The 16,106-nt window shown below is 71.7% G+C and carries 16 protein-coding genes; 6 read left to right on the top strand and 10 right to left on the bottom strand.

All coding sequences use genetic code 11. The features are described from left to right. Positions 1 to 17: 17 nt before the first annotated feature. From ACFZDJ_RS12885 to ACFZDJ_RS12905, 5 genes are all read right to left on the bottom strand, one after another. On the bottom strand, positions 18 to 257 hold the full coding sequence (locus tag ACFZDJ_RS12885; RefSeq protein ID WP_054228947.1) for a DUF6213 family protein: 240 nt from the start codon (positions 255 to 257) through the stop codon (positions 18 to 20). A 24-nt stretch (positions 258 to 281) separates the two neighbouring features. Then, entirely contained in the window at positions 282 to 1,676 is a 1,395-nt protein-coding gene (locus tag ACFZDJ_RS12890; RefSeq protein WP_390931223.1) for an NADP-dependent succinic semialdehyde dehydrogenase, read from the bottom strand. Between the two features lie 68 nt (positions 1,677 to 1,744). After that, a complete protein-coding gene (locus tag ACFZDJ_RS12895) occupies positions 1,745 to 2,212 on the bottom strand; it encodes an NUDIX domain-containing protein (protein WP_391058367.1) in 468 nt (155 codons plus the stop codon). Continuing rightward, the gene (locus tag ACFZDJ_RS12900) at positions 2,209 to 3,747 is read right to left on the bottom strand and encodes an ATP-dependent DNA ligase (protein WP_391058370.1); all 1,539 of its coding nucleotides are present in this window, start codon (positions 3,745 to 3,747) and stop codon (positions 2,209 to 2,211) included. The genes ACFZDJ_RS12895 and ACFZDJ_RS12900 overlap by 4 nt, the downstream gene beginning before the upstream one ends. Before the next feature lie 44 nt (positions 3,748 to 3,791). Continuing rightward, on the bottom strand, positions 3,792 to 4,730 hold the full coding sequence (locus ACFZDJ_RS12905) for an FAD-dependent oxidoreductase (RefSeq protein ID WP_391059138.1): 939 nt from the start codon (positions 4,728 to 4,730) through the stop codon (positions 3,792 to 3,794). 99 nt (positions 4,731 to 4,829) lie between these two features. On the opposite strand from ACFZDJ_RS12905, the gene ACFZDJ_RS12910 reads away from it, so the two are divergent. The 6 genes from ACFZDJ_RS12910 (at position 4,830) to ACFZDJ_RS12935 (ending at position 10,177) form a co-directional block, all read left to right on the top strand. Then, positions 4,830 to 5,414, top strand: a complete 585-nt coding sequence (locus tag ACFZDJ_RS12910; protein WP_355310320.1) for an XRE family transcriptional regulator — start codon at positions 4,830 to 4,832, stop codon at positions 5,412 to 5,414. Positions 5,415 to 5,508: 94 nt separating this feature from the next. Further along, on the top strand, positions 5,509 to 6,486 hold the full coding sequence (locus ACFZDJ_RS12915; protein ID WP_054228942.1) for an NADPH:quinone oxidoreductase family protein: 978 nt from the start codon (positions 5,509 to 5,511) through the stop codon (positions 6,484 to 6,486). Beyond that, positions 6,483 to 7,664, top strand: a complete 1,182-nt coding sequence (locus tag ACFZDJ_RS12920; RefSeq protein ID WP_391058373.1) for an acyl-CoA dehydrogenase family protein — start codon at positions 6,483 to 6,485, stop codon at positions 7,662 to 7,664. The genes ACFZDJ_RS12915 and ACFZDJ_RS12920 overlap by 4 nt, the downstream gene beginning before the upstream one ends. A gap of 2 nt (positions 7,665 to 7,666) precedes the next feature. Then, positions 7,667 to 8,773 (top strand): acyl-CoA dehydrogenase family protein, encoded by a 1,107-nt coding sequence (locus ACFZDJ_RS12925; protein ID WP_390931875.1) that lies wholly within the window; start codon positions 7,667 to 7,669, stop codon positions 8,771 to 8,773. A 175-nt stretch (positions 8,774 to 8,948) separates the two neighbouring features. Then, a complete protein-coding gene (locus tag ACFZDJ_RS12930; protein ID WP_391058376.1) occupies positions 8,949 to 9,806 on the top strand; it encodes a phosphatidylinositol-specific phospholipase C/glycerophosphodiester phosphodiesterase family protein in 858 nt (285 codons plus the stop codon). Positions 9,807 to 9,982: 176 nt separating this feature from the next. After that, positions 9,983 to 10,177 (top strand): hypothetical protein, encoded by a 195-nt coding sequence (locus ACFZDJ_RS12935; RefSeq protein ID WP_054228939.1) that lies wholly within the window; start codon positions 9,983 to 9,985, stop codon positions 10,175 to 10,177. A 30-nt stretch (positions 10,178 to 10,207) separates the two neighbouring features. Here the strand turns inward: ACFZDJ_RS12935 and ACFZDJ_RS12940 are convergent, their stop codons facing one another. The 5 genes from ACFZDJ_RS12940 to ACFZDJ_RS12960 all read right to left on the bottom strand — a co-directional run bounded on the left by ACFZDJ_RS12940 (position 10,208) and on the right by ACFZDJ_RS12960 (position 16,084). Continuing rightward, positions 10,208 to 11,482 carry a phosphodiester glycosidase family protein gene (locus ACFZDJ_RS12940; RefSeq protein ID WP_391058379.1) on the bottom strand — a complete coding sequence of 425 codons (1,275 nt, stop codon included), beginning with the start codon at positions 11,480 to 11,482 and terminating at the stop codon, positions 10,208 to 10,210. A 75-nt stretch (positions 11,483 to 11,557) separates the two neighbouring features. Then, positions 11,558 to 11,932, bottom strand: coding sequence for a DUF779 domain-containing protein (locus ACFZDJ_RS12945; RefSeq protein ID WP_391058382.1), 375 nt, complete (start codon positions 11,930 to 11,932; stop codon positions 11,558 to 11,560). 175 nt (positions 11,933 to 12,107) lie between these two features. Beyond that, positions 12,108 to 13,661, bottom strand: a complete 1,554-nt coding sequence (locus tag ACFZDJ_RS12950) for a protein kinase (RefSeq protein WP_391058385.1) — start codon at positions 13,659 to 13,661, stop codon at positions 12,108 to 12,110. 120 nt (positions 13,662 to 13,781) lie between these two features. Continuing rightward, positions 13,782 to 15,254 (bottom strand): DHA2 family efflux MFS transporter permease subunit, encoded by a 1,473-nt coding sequence (locus ACFZDJ_RS12955; RefSeq protein ID WP_391058387.1) that lies wholly within the window; start codon positions 15,252 to 15,254, stop codon positions 13,782 to 13,784. Positions 15,255 to 15,274: 20 nt separating this feature from the next. Next, positions 15,275 to 16,084, bottom strand: coding sequence for an alpha/beta fold hydrolase (locus tag ACFZDJ_RS12960; protein ID WP_391058390.1), 810 nt, complete (start codon positions 16,082 to 16,084; stop codon positions 15,275 to 15,277). Positions 16,085 to 16,106: the final 22 nt, after the last annotated feature.

The following is a 16,106-nucleotide window of genomic DNA, read 5'->3' on the forward strand; positions in this document are numbered from 1 at the left end:
CGGGCGGACGCGCGCCGTCAGTCGGACGTCGTCCCGCTGCTGTGCGCGATGCAGGCCACGTCGATGCGGTCGGCGAGCTTGGCGAGTTCGATGGTCAGCGTCGCCACCGTGTCCTCGTCGAGTCCGTCCTGGCCGGCCTCCACCAGGTGCAGCCACCGGCCGCCCACCGTGCGCAGCAGTTTGCTGACGTCGGCGGCCGCCACCTGCAACGTGCCGCGGTCGTCGACGATCAGAGGCAGGGTCACTTCGCGGTTCACAGGGGGATCGTAGCTGCGGAACGCTTACGCTCCGTGCCATACCGTGGTGATGTTGCAGAACTCGCGGATTCCGTGCCCCGACAGCTCACGTCCGTAGCCGGACCGCTCGACCCCGCCGAACGGGAACGCCGGGTGGGAGGCGGTCATGCCGTTGAAGAACACGCCGCCCGCCTCCAGGTCGCGCACGAACCGGTCCACTTCTGCCTCGTCATTCGTCCAGACGTTCGAGCTCAGCCCGAACGGCGTGTCGTTCGCGAGGGCCACCGCCTCGTCCAGATCGGCGGCGCGGTAGAGCGTGGCGACCGGCCCGAAGGTCTCCTCCTGGTGGACGCGCATCTCGGGGGTGATGTCGGTGAGGACGGTCGGCGCGTAGTACCAGCCGCGCTCCGTGAAGCCTTCGGGGCGCTCGCCGCCACACAGCACGGTCGCGCCGCTCTCCACCGCGTCGTCGACGAGTTCCTCCAGGTCACCGCGGCCCTGTTCGGTGGAGAGCGGGCCGATGTCGGTGTCCTCGTCCAGCGGATCGCCGACCTTCAGCGCCTTCATGCCGGCCGTGAAGCGTTCGGCGAAGGCGTCGAACACGTCCGTGTGCACGATGAACCGCTTGGCGGCGATGCACGACTGCCCGTTGTTCTGCGCCCGGGCCGTCACCGCGGTTCTCGCCGCCCGGTCCACGTCGGCGGACGGCATGACGACGAACGGGTCGCTGCCGCCCAGCTCCAGCACCGTCTTCTTGACCTCGTCCCCGGCGACCGAGGCCACCGCGCGCCCCGCCGGTTCACTCCCGGTCAGCGTCGCCGCCTTGACCCGGGGGTCGCGCAGGACGTCCTCCACGGCGCCCGAGCCGATCAGCAGCGTCTGGAAACAGCCCTCGGGGAAGCCCGCCCGGCGGAACAGGTCCTCCAGGTAGAGGGCGGTCTGCGGCACGTTCGAGGCATGCTTGAGCAGGCCGACGTTGCCCGCCATCAGGGCGGGCGCGGCGAACCGGACCACCTGCCAGAGCGGGAAGTTCCACGGCATGACGGCCAGCACCGGGCCCAGCGGCCGGTAGCGCACCAGGACGCGGGACGCGCCGGAGTCCTTGACGTCGGAGTCGGCGGGCTCCTCGTCGGCGAGCAGCTCCTCGGCGTGGTCGGCGTACCAGCGCATCGACTTCGCGCACTTGGCGGCCTCCGCGCGGGCCTGCTTGACGGGCTTGCCCATCTCCGTGGTCATCACCCGGCCGATGTCGTCCCGTTCCTCGTCGAGGAGGTCGGCGGCCCTGTGCAGCAGCCGTGCCCGCTCGGCGAAGGACGTGGTGCGATATTCACGGAACGTGGCTTCGGCCCTGGCGAGCCTGCGCTCGATCTCCTCGGCGCCGAGCGCGTCGTACGTCTTGAGCGTCTCGCCGTTCGCCGGGTTCACCGTCGCGATGGGCATGGCCGACCTCCTGAAGCGGGCTCTTCTTCGAGCGGGCAGTTCTCCATAAGTCTCTATGAGCCAAGTCTCTATAAGTCCGAGTGCTCCGCCAGCCGGTCGAGAAACGCCGCCTGCGCCGACACGATCAGCTCCCCGGCCCGGTCAAGGCCGAACCATTCCACCCGGTCCAGCTCGGGAAACTCCTGCCGCCGCCCCGACTTCGGCGGCCACTCCATCTCGAAGGTGCCCGGGACCACGGTCGCCGGATCGAGGTCCGCCTCGATCGCCCAGGCCGTGACGACCTTGCCGTTCTTCTGCTCGACCTCGCCGAGCGGGACGGCCTCGCCGTCGGGCGGCGGCAGTCCCAGTTCCTCCTGGAACTCCCGGCGCGCCGCGTCCCAGGCGGTCTCGTCGGGCTCGTACTCGCCCTTGGGCACGGTCCATGCTCCGGCGTCCCGCCGCGCGAAGAACGGGCCGCCCATATGGCCGAGCAGCACCTGAGGGCCGTCGTCGGCGTGCCGGTACAGCAGCAGTCCCGCACTGCGCTTCCCCTTCACGGGGCCACCTCCGGGTGTGCGGCGAGCAGGGTCTCGACCGTGTCGGCCTGCGCGGGCGTCTTGTCCTCGCGGTAGCGCACCACGCGGGCGAAGCGGAGGGTGACCCCGGCCGGGTAGCGGGTGGACTTCTGCAGACCGTCGTAGGCGATCTCCACGACGAGTTCGGGCCGTACGGTGACCACGTGGCCGCTGTCCTCGACGGCCAGCTCCTGGAGGCGCTCGGTCTGCCAGGCCAGCATCGCGTCCGTCATGCCCTTGAAGGTCTTGCCGAGCATCGCGAAGGAGCCGTCCGCGGCGCGGGCCCCGAGGTGCAGGTTGGAGAGCCTGCCGGTGCGCCGCCCGTGACCCCACTCGGCCGCCAGGACCACCAGGTCGAGGGTGTGCACGGGCTTGACCTTCAGCCACGACGCCCCGCGCCGGCCCGCGCTGTAGGGGGCGTCCAGGGCCTTCACCACGACACCTTCGTGACCGCGCTCCAGCGTCTCGGCGAGGAATCTCTCCGCCGAGGGGATGTCCGCGGGGCCGTGGGCGAGGGCGCGCCGCACCCGCATCGGCTCGGGCACCAGCCGCGCCAGCTCCGCGTGCCGTTCGGCGAACGGCAGATCCAGCAGATCCCGCCCGTCGACCGACAGCGCGTCGAAGAAGACGGGAGAGACCGGCACGCTCTTGGCGGCCGTGGCCACATCCACCCGCGAGCCCACCCGCCCGGCCGTCTCCTGGAAGGAGCGCGGCCGCCCGACCTCGTCCAGTGCGATCACCTCGCCGTCCAGGATGAACCGGGTGCCCCGCAACTCCATCGCGGCGGAGGTGAGTTCGGGCAGCCGGTCGGTGATGTCGTCGAGCGTGCGGGTGTAGATCCGTACGTCGTCGCCGTCGCGGTGCAGCTGTACGCGGATGCCGTCGAGCTTCTCCTCGACGGCACACGCGCCCAGCTTCTCCACGGCCTCGGCCACGGACGTGGCGCTGTGGGCGAGCATGGGCAGCACCGGGCGGCCCACCGTGAGCCGGAATTCGTCCAGGGCCCCGGGGCCGTCCGTCAGCAGCGCCTGCGCCACCGTCTGCAGCGATCCGGCGAGCATCACCGCCCGCCGTACGTCCGCGGCGGGCGCGCCGGTCGCCTCGGCGAGCCCCTCGACCGCGACCGCGTCCAGCGCGCCCTGCCGCACCTCGCCGGTGAGCAGCCCGAACAGGAACCGCTGCTCGTCCTCGGTGGCCGCCGCGCGCAGTTCGTCCATCAGCCGCCTGCGCTCTGCCTGGGAGCCGGTGCCCGTGACCGCGCCGACCTCCGTCAGCCGGGCGTCCACGTCCCGCACCGTGAGCGAGGGCTCGGGCGCGGGCGGCACCGGCGCGCTCAGCAGCTTCCAGCCGATGCCGAGGCGCCCCTGCGGGAGACGGCCCGCCAGATACGGGATCACGATCGGCACGTCGTCCGCGTCGGCGTCCCGGAACAGCTCGGCGAGCAGGGCGGTCTTCCGGGACCGCGCCGAGGTGGCGGCGACCTCCTGGGACACACGGGCGAGCCGGGCGAGCAGCATGGAGCCATGGTGCTACGGAGGGACGCCGTCCACACCCGGGCGGTTCAGCTCCGGGGCCGGGGCGCGTCGAGGTCGGCGAAGAGCAGCTCGCCGTTGAGCGTGGCCGCCGCCCGGTAGCCCGCGCCCGCGGCGTTCACGACCTGCTCGGCGAAGCCCACCGCGTTGCCCGCCGCCCAGACGCCGGGCACGGTCGTCAGGCCCGTCTCGTCGACCACCGGGTACGTGCCGAACGGGGTCTCGCGCAGCTCGGCGCCCAGCCGCTGGAACAGGTCGTTGCGGGGGACCGCGCGCGGCGCCACGAAGAGCGTCGAGCGGTCGTGGACGGTGCCGTCCGCGAGCCGGACCCCTGTGAGCCGGTCGTCCTCGACGACGAGCCCCGCGACCTCACCGGGCTCCACGGCGACCCCGGCCGCGGCGAGCCGCCTCGTGTCGTCGGCCGTCAGCTCCTCCTCGGCGACCGTGTGCAGGAACAGGGTGACGTCCTTCGACCACTGGGAGACCATCAGCGCCTGGTGGACGCTCATCGGCGTGGTGGCCAGCACCCCGAAGGACTTGTCGCGGACCTCCCAGCCGTGGCAGTACGGGCAGTGCAGCACGTCCCGCCCGAAGCGCTCGGCGACACCCGGGACCGTCGGGAGCTCGTCCGCCAGCCCGGTGGCGAGGATCAGCCGCCGCGCGTGCACGGTCCGTCCGGCCGCGAGCGTCACAAGGAACTCGCCGCTGCCGTGCCGGGACACGTCCACCGCCCGGTCCCGGACCAGCTCGACGCCGTACCGCGCGATCTCCTCGCGCCCCGCGGCAAGGAACTCCGCGGGCGGCATGCCGTCCCGGGTCAGATAGCCCTGCAGATGCGCGGCGGGCGCGTTGCGCGGCTCTCCCGCGTCGACGACGAGCGTGCGGCGCCGGGCCCGGCCGAGGACCAGTGCGGCGGACAGGCCGGCCGCGCCGCCTCCGACGACGACGGCCTCGTACCTCTCGGTCATGTCGGTCATGGTGACCACCTCCACCGCAGACGGTCGCCTCACCGGTGCCGCATTGACAAATGGCTTTGCCGAATCTGCAATAGAGGCATGAGCAAGGGCATGGATGACGATGCACAGACGGACGAGGTGCTGGCCGAGGTCGGGCCGAGGCTGCGGCGCATCCGCAAGGAGCGGGGCGCGACCCTCGCCGGCCTGTCCGAGGCGACCGGCATCTCCGTGAGCACGCTGTCGCGGCTGGAGTCGGGGCTGCGCAAGCCCAGCCTGGAGCTCCTGCTGCCGATCGCCCGGGCCCACGAGGTGCCGCTGGACGAGCTGGTCGGCGCGCCACCGGTGCGCGACCCGCGCGTACGCGCCCAGCCGATCGTGCGCGGCGGCCGCACCCACTGGCCGCTCACCCGGCAGCCCGGCGGACTCCAGGCGTACAAGGTGCTCGAACCGCAGCGCAAGCTCGAGCCGGAACCCCGGACCCACGAGGGCTATGAGTGGCTGTACGTGATGTCGGGGCGGCTGAGGCTCGTGCTGGCCGACCATGACGTGGTGCTCGGTCCGGGGGAGGCCGCCGAGTTCGACACGCGGGTGCCGCACTGGTTCGGGTCGACGGGAGAGGGGCCCGTGGAGTTCCTGAGCCTGTTCGGGCCGCAGGGGGAGCGGATGCACGTGAGGGCGCGTCCGGCCCGCTCGTGAGGGCGTGACGCACACGACTGTTCCCTGATCGGCAAGCGACCGCTTAGTATGCGGTCGAGCCCGGTCAGACAGAGCAGTCCCGTGGAGGCCCCGCATGCAGGCATGGCAAGTACATCAGCTCGGCGAACCGAGCCAGGTGATGCAGCTCCAGGACGTGGAGCGACCGGTGCCCGGTGAGGGGCAGGTCCTGCTCAAGGTGCGCGCGGCGAACATCAACTTCCCGGACGTGCTGATGTGCCGCGGGCACTACCAGGTCAGGCCGCCATTGCCGTTCACGCCCGGTGTGGAGATCTGCGGCGAGACCGAGGACGGGCGCCGCGTGCTGGCCAACCCCGCGCTGCCGCACGGCGGTTTCGCCGAGTACGCCGTCGCGGACGCCGCCGCCCTGCTGCCCGCGCCCGACACCCTTGACGACGCCGAGGCGGCCGCCCTGCACATCGGCTACCAGACGGGGTGGTTCGGTCTGCACCGCCGGGCCCGTCTCGAAGCCGGCGAGACACTGCTCGTCCACGCCGCCGCCGGAGGGGTCGGCAGCGCGGCCGTGCAGCTGGGGAAGGCGGCGGGCGCCACCGTCATCGGCGTGGTCGGCGGGGCCGACAAGGTGGCCGTGGCGCGCGAGCTGGGATGCGACGTCGTCATCGACCGACGTACCCAGGACGTCATCGCAGCCGTGAAGGAAGCCACCGGCGGCCGGGGTGCCGACGTGATCTACGACCCCGTCGGCGGTGAGGCGTACACCCAGTCCACCAAGGTCGTCGCCTTCGAGGGCCGGATCGTCGTCGTGGGCTTCGCCAGCGGCTCGATCCCCAGCCCGGCGCTCAACCACGCCCTGGTGAAGAACTACGCGATCCTCGGCCTGCACTGGGGCCTGTACGGCACCAAGAGCCCCAAGCTGATCCAGCACTGTCACGAGCAGCTCACCGAGCTGGCCGCGCGCGGTGCCATCAAGCCGCTGGTCAGCGAGCGCGTGCCGCTGGGCGGCGGTGCGGCCGCCGTGCAGCGGGTCGGCGACGGTGTCACCACCGGCCGGGTCGTCGTGGTGCCCTCTCTCGAGAACGGAGCAGCCGCATGACCGACGAGGCCGAACTGCGCACCCGTACGAAGGAGTTGCTGGCGGCGCACCCGCCCGCGACCACGGACCGGCTCGACTTCCTCAAGGCCCGTTTCGACGCGGGACTCGCCTGGGTGCACTACCCCGAGGGCCTCGGCGGGCTCGGTGCCCCGCGCACCCTCCAGGCCGTCGTGGACGCCGAACTGGAGGCCGCCGGCGCCCCCGACAACGACCCGCGGCGCATCGGCATCGGCCTCGGCATGGCCGCGCCGACCATCCTCGGATTCGGTACGCAGGAGCAGAAGCGCGACTTCCTCAGGCCGTTGTGGGTCGGCGAGGAGGTCTGGTGCCAGCTCTTCAGCGAGCCCGGCGCCGGGTCCGACCTGGCCGCGCTCGGTACCCGTGCCGTCCGGGAGGGCGACAACTGGGTGGTCAACGGGCAGAAGGTGTGGACCTCCAGTGCCCACCTCGCCCGCTGGGCCATCCTCATCGCCCGCACCGACCCGGACGTGCCCAAGCACCGCGGCATCACCTACTTCATCTGCGACATGACCGACCCGGGTGTCGAGGTGCGGCCGCTGCGCCAGATCACCGGCGAGGCCGAGTTCAACGAGGTCTTCCTCACCGACGTCCGCATTCCCGACGCGCACCGGCTGGGCGAGGTCGGTGACGGCTGGCGGGTCGCGCAGACCACGCTCATGAACGAGCGCGTCTCCATCGGCGGTATGCGCATCCCGCGCGAGGGCGGCATGATCGGCCCGGTCTCCAAGACCTGGCGCGAGCGTCCCGAACTGCGCACCCACGATCTGCACCAGCGGCTGCTGAAGCTGTGGGTGGAGGCCGAGGTCGCCCGGCTCTCCGGCGAACGGCTGCGCCAGCAGCTCGCCGCGGGCCAGCCCGGCCACGAGGGCTCCGGGATGAAGCTCGGATTCGCCCGCCTCAACCAGGAGATCAGCGGCCTGGAGGTCGAACTCCTCGGCGAGGAAGGCCTGCTGTACGAGGACTGGACGATGCGCCGGCCGGAACTGGTCGACTTCACCGGCCGCGACGCCGGCTACCGCTATCTGCGCTCCAAGGGCAACAGCATCGAGGGCGGGACCAGCGAGGTCCTGCTGAACATCGTCGCCGAACGCGTGCTGGGCCTGCCGTCCGAGCCGCGCACCGACAAGGACGTCGCGTGGAAGGACCTGACCCGATGATGATGACGACAACACAGAGCACCCAGCCCGATCTGCTGTACTCGGAGGAGGAAGAGGCGCTGCGCGCCGTCGTCCGCGGCCTCCTCTCCGACCACTGCGACGCGGCGGGCGTCATCGCCCGCACCGAGTCGGACACCCCGCACGACCCCGAGCTGTGGAAGGCGCTCTCGGACGGGATGGGCCTGGCGGGCCTGCTCGTGCCCGAGTCGCTGGGCGGCCAGGGCGCCACCCACCGCGAAGTCGCCGTGGTGCTGGAGGAGCTGGGGCGCGCGGTCGCGCCGGTGCCGTATCTGACCAGTGCCGTCGTCGCCACCGAGGCGCTGCTGGCCTGCGAGGGCGAGGAGGCCGCCGGGCTGCTTTCGGCGCTGGCGTCGGGCCGGACGATCGGCGCGCTCGCCGTCGCGCTGTCCGTGCCTCCGGGCGGCGCCCACAAGGCCGTACGGAACGAGGGCGGCTTCCTGTACGGGGAGCTGACGGGGATCGCGGACGCGGCGGTGGCCGACGTGCTGCTGGTTCCGGCGGACGACGGCGGGCTGTACGCGGTGGACGGGGACGCCGTGACGGTCACCCCGCAGGTGTCCCTCGACCTCACCCGGCCGCTCGCCACGGTCGCCTTCGACGGGGTACGGGCACGTCCCCTCGGCGCCGCCGAACCCGCCGTACGACGGGCCCTGCGCAGCGGCGCCGGACTGCTCGCCTCCGAACAACTCGGCCTCGCCGACTGGTGCTTGACCGAGACGGTCCGCTACCTCAAGGAACGCAAGCAGTTCAACCGGCCCGTCGGCGGATTCCAGGCGCTCAAGCACCGGCTCGCGCAGCTGTGGCTGGAGGTCGTCAACACCCGCGCCGCCGCCCGCGCCGCCGCCGACGCGCTCGCGACCGGCAGCGCGGACACCGACGTGTCGGTCGCAGTCGCCCAGGCGTACGCGGCGCCCGTCGCCGTCCACACCGCCGAGGAGGCCCTCCAACTGCACGGGGGCATCGGGATGACCTGGGAGCACCCGGTTCACCTGTATCTGAAGCGGGCCAAGGCGGACTCGATCGCGTACGGCACGGCGGGAGCCCACCGCGCGGCGCTGGCCGAGCTGGTGGACCTGCAAGCCCCCTGACGTACATCTACCGGAGGCCCGCCCCACCAGGGGCGGGCCTCTTGGCGTGCGCACCGCGGGTGAAGTGAACGGACAGCGGCAGTCCGGCCAACTCCCTTCACGACAAGGTTTGTTGGGCCGCCAAGGACCGCATACTCGCTGAGGTCCGAAGCGCACCCTTCAAGGGAGGCAGAGCATGGCCCTCACCACCCGTCGCAGAGCCCTCACCACCCTCGGCGCCGCCCTGGCGGGCTCGGTCGCCCTGCCCGCCTCGCGAGCACTGGCGGGGGAGGAGAAGCACCGCACGCGCCCTCTGTGGCGCGCCCACGCGCACAACGACTACGAGCACCCGCGACCCCTGTTCGACGCCCTCGACCACCGCTTCGGCAGCGTCGAGGCCGACATCTACCTCGTCGGCGACCAACTCCTCGTCGCCCACGACCCGGTCGACCTCGACCCGACCCGCACCCTCGAATCCCTCTACCTCGCCCCGCTCGCCGCCCGCGTGAAGGCCAACCACGGTTCGGTCTATCGGGGTTACCGGGGGCCCCTGCAACTCCTCATCGACATCAAGACCGAGGGCTCGTCGACGTACCTCGAACTCGACCGCCATCTGAGCCGCTACCCGCACCTGTTCACCACCTACGCGCACGGCCGGGTGCGCCCGGGGCCGATCACCGCGGTGATCTCTGGCGACCGCGCCGCCCGTACGCCCATGGAGGCACAGAGCGTGCGGCGCGCCTTCTACGACGGCCGGCTGACCGACCTCGGCAGCGCGGCCCCCGCCTCCTTCATCCCGCTGATCTCGGACAACTGGGCGCTCAACTTCACCTGGCTGGGTGACGGCCCGTTCCCCGACGCCGAGCGTGCGAAGCTGCGCGGCATCATCACGGCGGCGCACCGGCGGCACCAGAAGGTGCGGTTCTGGGCCACGCCCGACCTGGCGGGCCCGGCACGCGAGGCGCTGTGGGGCGAACTGCTGGCCGCCGGCCTCGACTACTTCAACACCGACGACCTCGCCGGGCTCGAAGCCTTCCTCGACGCGCACGAGTAGGCGCGTGCGCGTCAGACGCACGCGAGTGGACGCACACTGGCAGGCGTACGCGCTGATGTGCGATCGGGCGTAGACATCACACGTTCGGAGGACACGTCAGCCGCCCGGACGAACCCTCCGCTACGCGACACTTGCGGCCGAAAGCCGCGGTGTCGACGTGGCGGAGGAGGTTGACGATGGCCATTTCCATCTCTGTGGTGGTACTGCTCCTGATCCTCGCGGTGGTCTTCCTGCGCAACGGCGCGCTGAAACCCTCGCACGCGGTGGTCTGCGTACTGCTCGGCTTCTATCTGTCGACCACCAGCATGGCGCCGACCATTCAGAACGGGCTCACCGCGACGGCGGACATCGTGAGCAGCCTGCGCCCCTGAGGTGCGGGTCCAGGCGTGTGTAGCCGTGCGTCAGCTGTGTGAGAACACGCCGATGCCGTTGGGGACCGGGCGTTCGGCGCCGCCGGAGGGGTGGTTGAGGACGCTCACCGCGTCCGCTCCCGGCATCCGCGCGACCATGGTCGTGGAGCCGCCGCCGTCCAGACTGAACGCGTCGACTGAGCCCAACGACCGCATGGTGTGCGCCACTTCGGCGATGGTCAGTCCGCCGCGGTAGGCGGCCGCGCCGTCGAGGGCGAGCAGAAGCAGGCGCCGCCCCTTGTTCGCGATGCCCACGGCGGTCCGTACGGCCGAGGTGGTGTTGTTCAGACCGGGCAGCGGCTGCCCGTGAGCGAGGACCGGATAGCCGCCGATGGCGAAGCGGTACCGGATCCGGCTGCGGGCCGCGACGAGCCAGTGCTGAATGCGGACCGCCTGCCCCTTCGCCAGCTCGCGCAACTGCTGCGCGCCCGCCTCGCGCCCCACCAGCACGGTGGTGCCGGACGCGATGGGACCGCCGCCCGGTGTGGTGGCCGTCGACACGACCCGGCCGCGGCGGACCGTCACCTCGTAGGTGTCCCCGCTGCAGGGCGCGGCGCGGTCGATGTCGGTGCCGCAGACGGCCCGCTTGCGGGAGACACCGCCCCAGGCCGAGGTGAACGCGCCGATCGAATCCTGCGGCAGCGCGTACTGGTTGAGCCCACCGAGCGCCCACCGCCCGCGGGAGCTGCGTACGGAACCGTCGAGGGCCAGACTGTCCAGCCGGGCCCGGCCGTCCAGGCCCACGCCGAGCACGTTCTTCGTGGTCGTGCCGGGCGGGAGGGTGGGGCCGAAGCGCTGACCGTCCGGGACCGCCGCCTTCAGGGTGCGGCCGTTCGCGATCGCCGGACCCACGGTCGCGCCCGTGGCCTCGACCCCCGGATGCTGGGCCTCGGAGATGTCGAAGAAGTCACCGTTGACACCGGCGACGGCGCCCTGCGCCTCGGCCAGCCGGGAGACGGCCGCCCGGGAGGCCACGGCCGCGGAGTGGAGGAGATCGACGCGCACATGACGGTTGCTCAGATCGACGCTCAGTACGTGTGCGCGCGCCACGCCCTGGGCCGCCGGGAGGTCGAACTCCTTGTACGTGATGCCCGGGGCGACGGCCTTGCCGGTGAGGGCCTTCGCATCCGCGACCGTGCCGTGCCAGGTGTGGGTGCCTTGCACGCCGCTGGCCGGTGCCGCCCCCGCCAGGGCCGCACCGGCCAGCGCGCTCCATGCCGTGAGAACCGTCAGTGCTGTTCTGAGTCGTCCGTCGCGAGGTGTCACGGTGCCCCCTGAGGTCTCGTCAACTGTCTTCGGACTCAGGGGGATTGCAGCAGACCGTGGCGACCTCCGCAGGGCCTAGGCGCCTACGACGCGGGAACGGATGAGAAAACGCACTCCTTCGGGTGCTTCCAGGGAGAATCCGCTGCCGCGGCCCGCCACGACGTCGACGATCAGTCGCGTGTGGCTCCACAGCTCGTACTGGCTCTTCGACATCCAGAACGTCACCGGCTCGTCGAGCCCCTCGACGTCCAACTCGGCGAGCAGTACGTCGGAGCCGCCGGTGCGGAACTCGCCCTCCGGGTAGCACATGGGCGCACTGCCGTCGCAGCAGCCGCCGGACTGGTGGAACATCAACGGTCCGTGGACCGCCCGCAGCCGCCGCAGCAACTCGGCGGCCGAGGGCGTCAGCTCCACGCGCGGGGCGGCGTCCGTCGTCTCCTGCTGGTCCATGGCGTGTCCCTGCCTTGATGCGCGGAAACGGATGCGACCGCTTCGCGCGAGGGTCGGTCGGTCCGGCCCAGTCAACTCCTGGCTTGGTTGCAGACAGGTTGCATGACGTCGAGGGGAGGGTCAGGTGGCACGGCGAGGGAGGAGCCACGTGCGCTCGGTGCGCGGCGGCCGCCCGTCAAGGCTGGTGTGTGACGCTCACTGCTACGGTCAGCGTGCCCCTGTTGTCCTCGGAGCAGGACCCGGCGGCGTCGTTGATCCCCAGTTGCAGGGGGCCGTTTTGAGCTGCCCGGAAAGCCAGTTTGCGCCCGACGGTGTGGACGGGGGCGTCCTGACTGTCGGAGAGGCGTGCCAGCAGGGTGCCGAACGGCGCCGCAGGCTTGATCTTGCAGCTCTTCGCCCCGTCCAGTGACTGGTCCGTGAGCGCGTCGTAGCCGGTCGGCCCGGTCACGGGTTTGTTCCGGTAGTCGACCGTCCATTCTCCGGAAACGAACCGCACGGTGACCCGGTCTCCCTGCCGGACGGTCAGTCTGGTCACCGACTGCCAGCCGGTCGTCGACCGGACGACCTGAGTGGTGGTCGTCGTCTTCGGGTCCTCCTTGAACGGCAGCACCCCGGTGAGGAACAGACCGCCGCTGACGCCCGCCACCAGCACCGCCGTACCGGCCAGTGCCCACCACAGCCGCTTCGGGCCACTCGGGCGGGACGACTGCGGGGGCGGTGGCTCGAGTGACGTGGTGTGCAAGGCAGTCGGTACGGGCTCCCCGGCCGGGACGAGTCGCCCCTGGCCGCCGGTCACGGTGTCCGCGTCGGTCAATGCGGCTGAAGGCCCGAACACGCGCACGGTCGGTGACGGCAGTGGCCCGGCGTCGGCCTCCCCCGCCGCGACGCGCCACAGCGCGGAACGCGCAGTGGCCGCCGAAGGGCGCTCGTCGGGGGACTTGCGCAGCAGTGCCTCGACGACCGGGCGCAGCGGGCCGAGCCGCTCCGACAGGACGGGTTCCTCGTACGCCACCGCGTGCAGCGTCGCGGGCCGTGCCGGCCTGCGGAACGGGGACTGCCCGCCGCAGACCGTGGCGAGGGTCGCGCCCAGGGACCACAGGTCGGAGGCCGGGCCGACCGGCGATCCCATCACCCGCTCGGGAGCCATGTACTCGAGGGAGCCGATCAGTTCGCCGGTGGTCGTCAGGAATTCGCCGTCGTCCAGGACCGCGATTCCGAAGTCGGTGAGGACGGCGTTGCCGTCGCGGCGCAGCAGGACGTTGGCGGGCTTGACATCACGGTGCAGGGTGCCGGCCGCGTGCACGGCCTCCAGCGCGTCGAGCAGTTGCACGCCCAGGGCGGCGGTGTGCTGCGGCGTGAGCGGTCCGCTCTCGGCGATCCCATGGGCCAGCGAGGGCCCCTCGACGAGTTCCATGACGATCCACAGCCGGTCCTCGGACTCGACCAGGTCGTGGACACCCACCACATGGGGATGCGACACCCGGGCGACCGCGCGCGCCTCACGGACCGCGCGGCGCACCCGTATGCGCTGCTCCTCGTCGCCCTGGGTGGGGACGTGCAGTTCCTTGGCCGCGACCGGGCGGTCCAGCAGCTGGTCATGGGCGCGCCAGACCGTGCCCATCCCGCCTCTGCCGAGAACGTCGTGCAGCAGATACCGACCGGCGATCAGCCGCCCTGAGCCGTGTTCCGAACGCGTCGCCGCCTGGTGATCGCCATCTCCGGATATCACGCGCTCTCTCACGTTTCCTTCCCGGTGGACTGGGCGCCCGCCGGCCGTCGTTCGATCAGTCGTCGTTCGTTCGTTCCGTCGTCGTTCGTTCGGGGCCGAGCATAGCGGAGCGCATCGTGGTCACATGTCGTCAACTCGCAGGCGGTGAGGGGCCTTTGGTGACCGATGTTCTTCGAGGTGGGCGTCCTGGAGATCACGCGGTACTCGGACGCGTTCGGACGGATCGATCCCTTGGGCCGTGCGGGCCGCCCAGGGTCCAGTGGTCAGGATGCCCAGGGCGAGGATGGCCAGACCGCAGCCGGCGATGATCCACCAGGCGGCCGGGCGTGCCCCGGCGGCGATCGCGGCGCCGGTCACCGCGATGCCGAGCGCGGCGCCGACCTGGCGGCTGGTCGCGGCGATCGCGGCGGCCACCCCGGCCTGGGCGCGTGGCAGGCCCGAGACCGCTGTGTGGGTGATGGGCGCGTTGACGAAGCCGAAGCCCAGTCCGAACAGTGCGTACGCCGCGTAGAGCAGGATGTCCGAGCGCTCGGCGGATCGGGTGGCGGGGACGGCCAGCAGGCCGCCGGCGGTGATGCCGGCCCCGGCGAGCAGCAGCGGGATACGCGGGCCGCGGCTGCCCACGATCCGCCCGGCCAGTGGCGGGCACACCAGGGACAGCGCCGCCATCGGCAGCAGGTGCACCCCGGTACTCAGGGCGCTGAGCCCCAACACCTGTTGCAGATAGAGGGTGTTGGCGAAGAGGAAGCCGCCGAGCGCGGTGAAGGCGCACACCGCCATCACCGTCGCCCCGCTGAAGGGCACGCTGCGGAAGAGGCGCGGGTCGACGAGCGGCTCGTCGCGCCTCCTCTCGTAGGGGATGAAGGCGGCCAGCGCGCCGGCCGCGGTGATCAGGCAGGTCACGATGGCGGGGGAGGTCCAGCCCCGGCCCGGTGCCTCGATGATGGCGTATGTCAGTGTGCCGAGCGCGGTGATCACCAGCAGTTGCCCCACCGGGTCCAGCCTGCGGGGCCGTGGCGCGCGTGACTCCGGGACGAACAGGGCCGTGAGCAGGAGCGCGGCCAGCCCGATCGGCACGTTCAGCCAGAACACCGACCGCCACCCGGCCGTCTGCACCAGTACGCCGCCGAGGATCGGGCCGGCCGCCATGCTGATGCCCACCACCCCGCCCCACACGCCGATGGCCCTTGCCCGCTCCCTCGGCCCGGGGAAGGCGTTGGCGAGGATGGCCATGGCGACCGGGGTGAGCATGCAGCCGCCCACCGCCTGCGCCATGCGGAAGACGATCAGCCAGCCCAGCGACGGTGCCAGGCTGCACAGCGCCGATCCGCCGGTGAACAACACGAGCCCGAGGAGGAAGACACGTCGTCTCCCGACGCGGTCGGCCGTGGAGCCGGCCAGGATGAGCAGCGAGGCCAGCACGATGGTGTACGCGTCGAGGGTCCACTGCAGGCCCGACACGGAGCTGTGCAGGTCTTCCTGTATCGAGGGCAGGGCGACGTTGAGGATGGTGGTGTCGAGGCTGACCAGCAGCACGCTCAGGCAGCAGACGGCCAGGACCAACGAGGGTCTGCTGCGGTCGGGTCGAGACACGTCGGCCGCCCTTTCCGGGGTCAGTGCCGCGGCCGGTCGGTGGTGTGGGCCTCGGCGAAGTCCCAGAGCACCGGGAGGAATTCCTCGGGCGTCTCGGTCTGGGGCATGTGGCCGGTGCCTTCCAGCAGACGGAACTCCGCTTCGGGGATGGCCTGCGCGTACGCGCGTCCGTAGCCGGCGTCCACGACCTGGTCGCTTGCGCCCCATGCGACCAGGGTCGGGTGGGTGACCTTGGCGAGGCGGTGGGGCAGGGTGGAGTCGGTCATGGCGTGCGGGCCCGAATAGATCTGCAGGGTGGCACGGTTGGCGGCCATGACCGCGCGCTGCGCCTCGGTCAGTGCGCTGGGGTCGAAGCGGAACTTCGAGGGGTCGTGGAAGGAGAGTCGGGACAGCTCGACGGGCGTCAGGGAGAAGGTGTCGGCTATCGGGTGGCCGGGGACGGGGATGCCGACGGCGTTGACGAGGGTGACGCTGCTGATGCGAGGGCTGCCGAGGGCCGCGAGTTCGGCGGCGATCCAGCCGCCGATCGAGTTGCCGACAACGGCGACGTCCCGCAGGTCGAGAGCGTCGAGCAGTTGGGCGTAGACCTGGGCCAGGGTCGTGACGTCGGTCAGCCACTCGGGGCGGGCAGTGCCGTCGAAGCCGGGGTGGACGGGCGTGAACACCCTGGCCGGGCGCTGCTCGGCCAGCAGGCCGGCGAACGGGCTGACGGTCTGCGGGCCGCCGCCTCCGTGCAGCAGCAGGAAGGGGCGCCCCTCCTGCCCGAAGAGGTCGACGGTGATGTCGAGGGTGCCTTGGTCGAGTGTGAGGGTGTGGGTGCTGCGGGTCATTCGGTGCTCCTCAAGTGGGCTG

The sequence above is a fragment of the Streptomyces sp. NPDC007896 genome, from assembly GCF_042959425.1.
Lineage (GTDB): Bacteria > Actinomycetota > Actinomycetes > Streptomycetales > Streptomycetaceae > Streptomyces.

Bases quoted from the DNA above. Each gene is read 5' to 3' on its own strand.
- ACFZDJ_RS12945 (WP_391058382.1), bottom strand. From the start codon at position 11,932: ATGGACCAGCAGGAGACGACGGACGCCGCCCCGCGCGTGGAGCTGACG.
- ACFZDJ_RS12905 (WP_391059138.1), bottom strand. From the start codon at position 4,730: ATGACCGAGAGGTACGAGGCCGTCGTCGTCGGAGGCGGCGCGGCCGGC.
- ACFZDJ_RS12960 (WP_391058390.1), bottom strand. From the start codon at position 16,084: ATGACCCGCAGCACCCACACCCTCACACTCGACCAAGGCACCCTCGAC.
- ACFZDJ_RS12920 (WP_391058373.1), top strand. From the start codon at position 6,483: ATGACCGACGAGGCCGAACTGCGCACCCGTACGAAGGAGTTGCTGGCG.
- ACFZDJ_RS12915 (WP_054228942.1), top strand. From the start codon at position 5,509: ATGCAGGCATGGCAAGTACATCAGCTCGGCGAACCGAGCCAGGTGATG.
- ACFZDJ_RS12890 (WP_390931223.1), bottom strand. From the start codon at position 1,676: ATGCCCATCGCGACGGTGAACCCGGCGAACGGCGAGACGCTCAAGACG.
- ACFZDJ_RS12935 (WP_054228939.1), top strand. From the start codon at position 9,983: ATGGCCATTTCCATCTCTGTGGTGGTACTGCTCCTGATCCTCGCGGTG.
- ACFZDJ_RS12930 (WP_391058376.1), top strand. From the start codon at position 8,949: ATGGCCCTCACCACCCGTCGCAGAGCCCTCACCACCCTCGGCGCCGCC.
- ACFZDJ_RS12910 (WP_355310320.1), top strand. From the start codon at position 4,830: ATGGATGACGATGCACAGACGGACGAGGTGCTGGCCGAGGTCGGGCCG.
- ACFZDJ_RS12925 (WP_390931875.1), top strand. From the start codon at position 7,667: ATGACGACAACACAGAGCACCCAGCCCGATCTGCTGTACTCGGAGGAG.
- ACFZDJ_RS12900 (WP_391058370.1), bottom strand. From the start codon at position 3,747: ATGCTGCTCGCCCGGCTCGCCCGTGTGTCCCAGGAGGTCGCCGCCACC.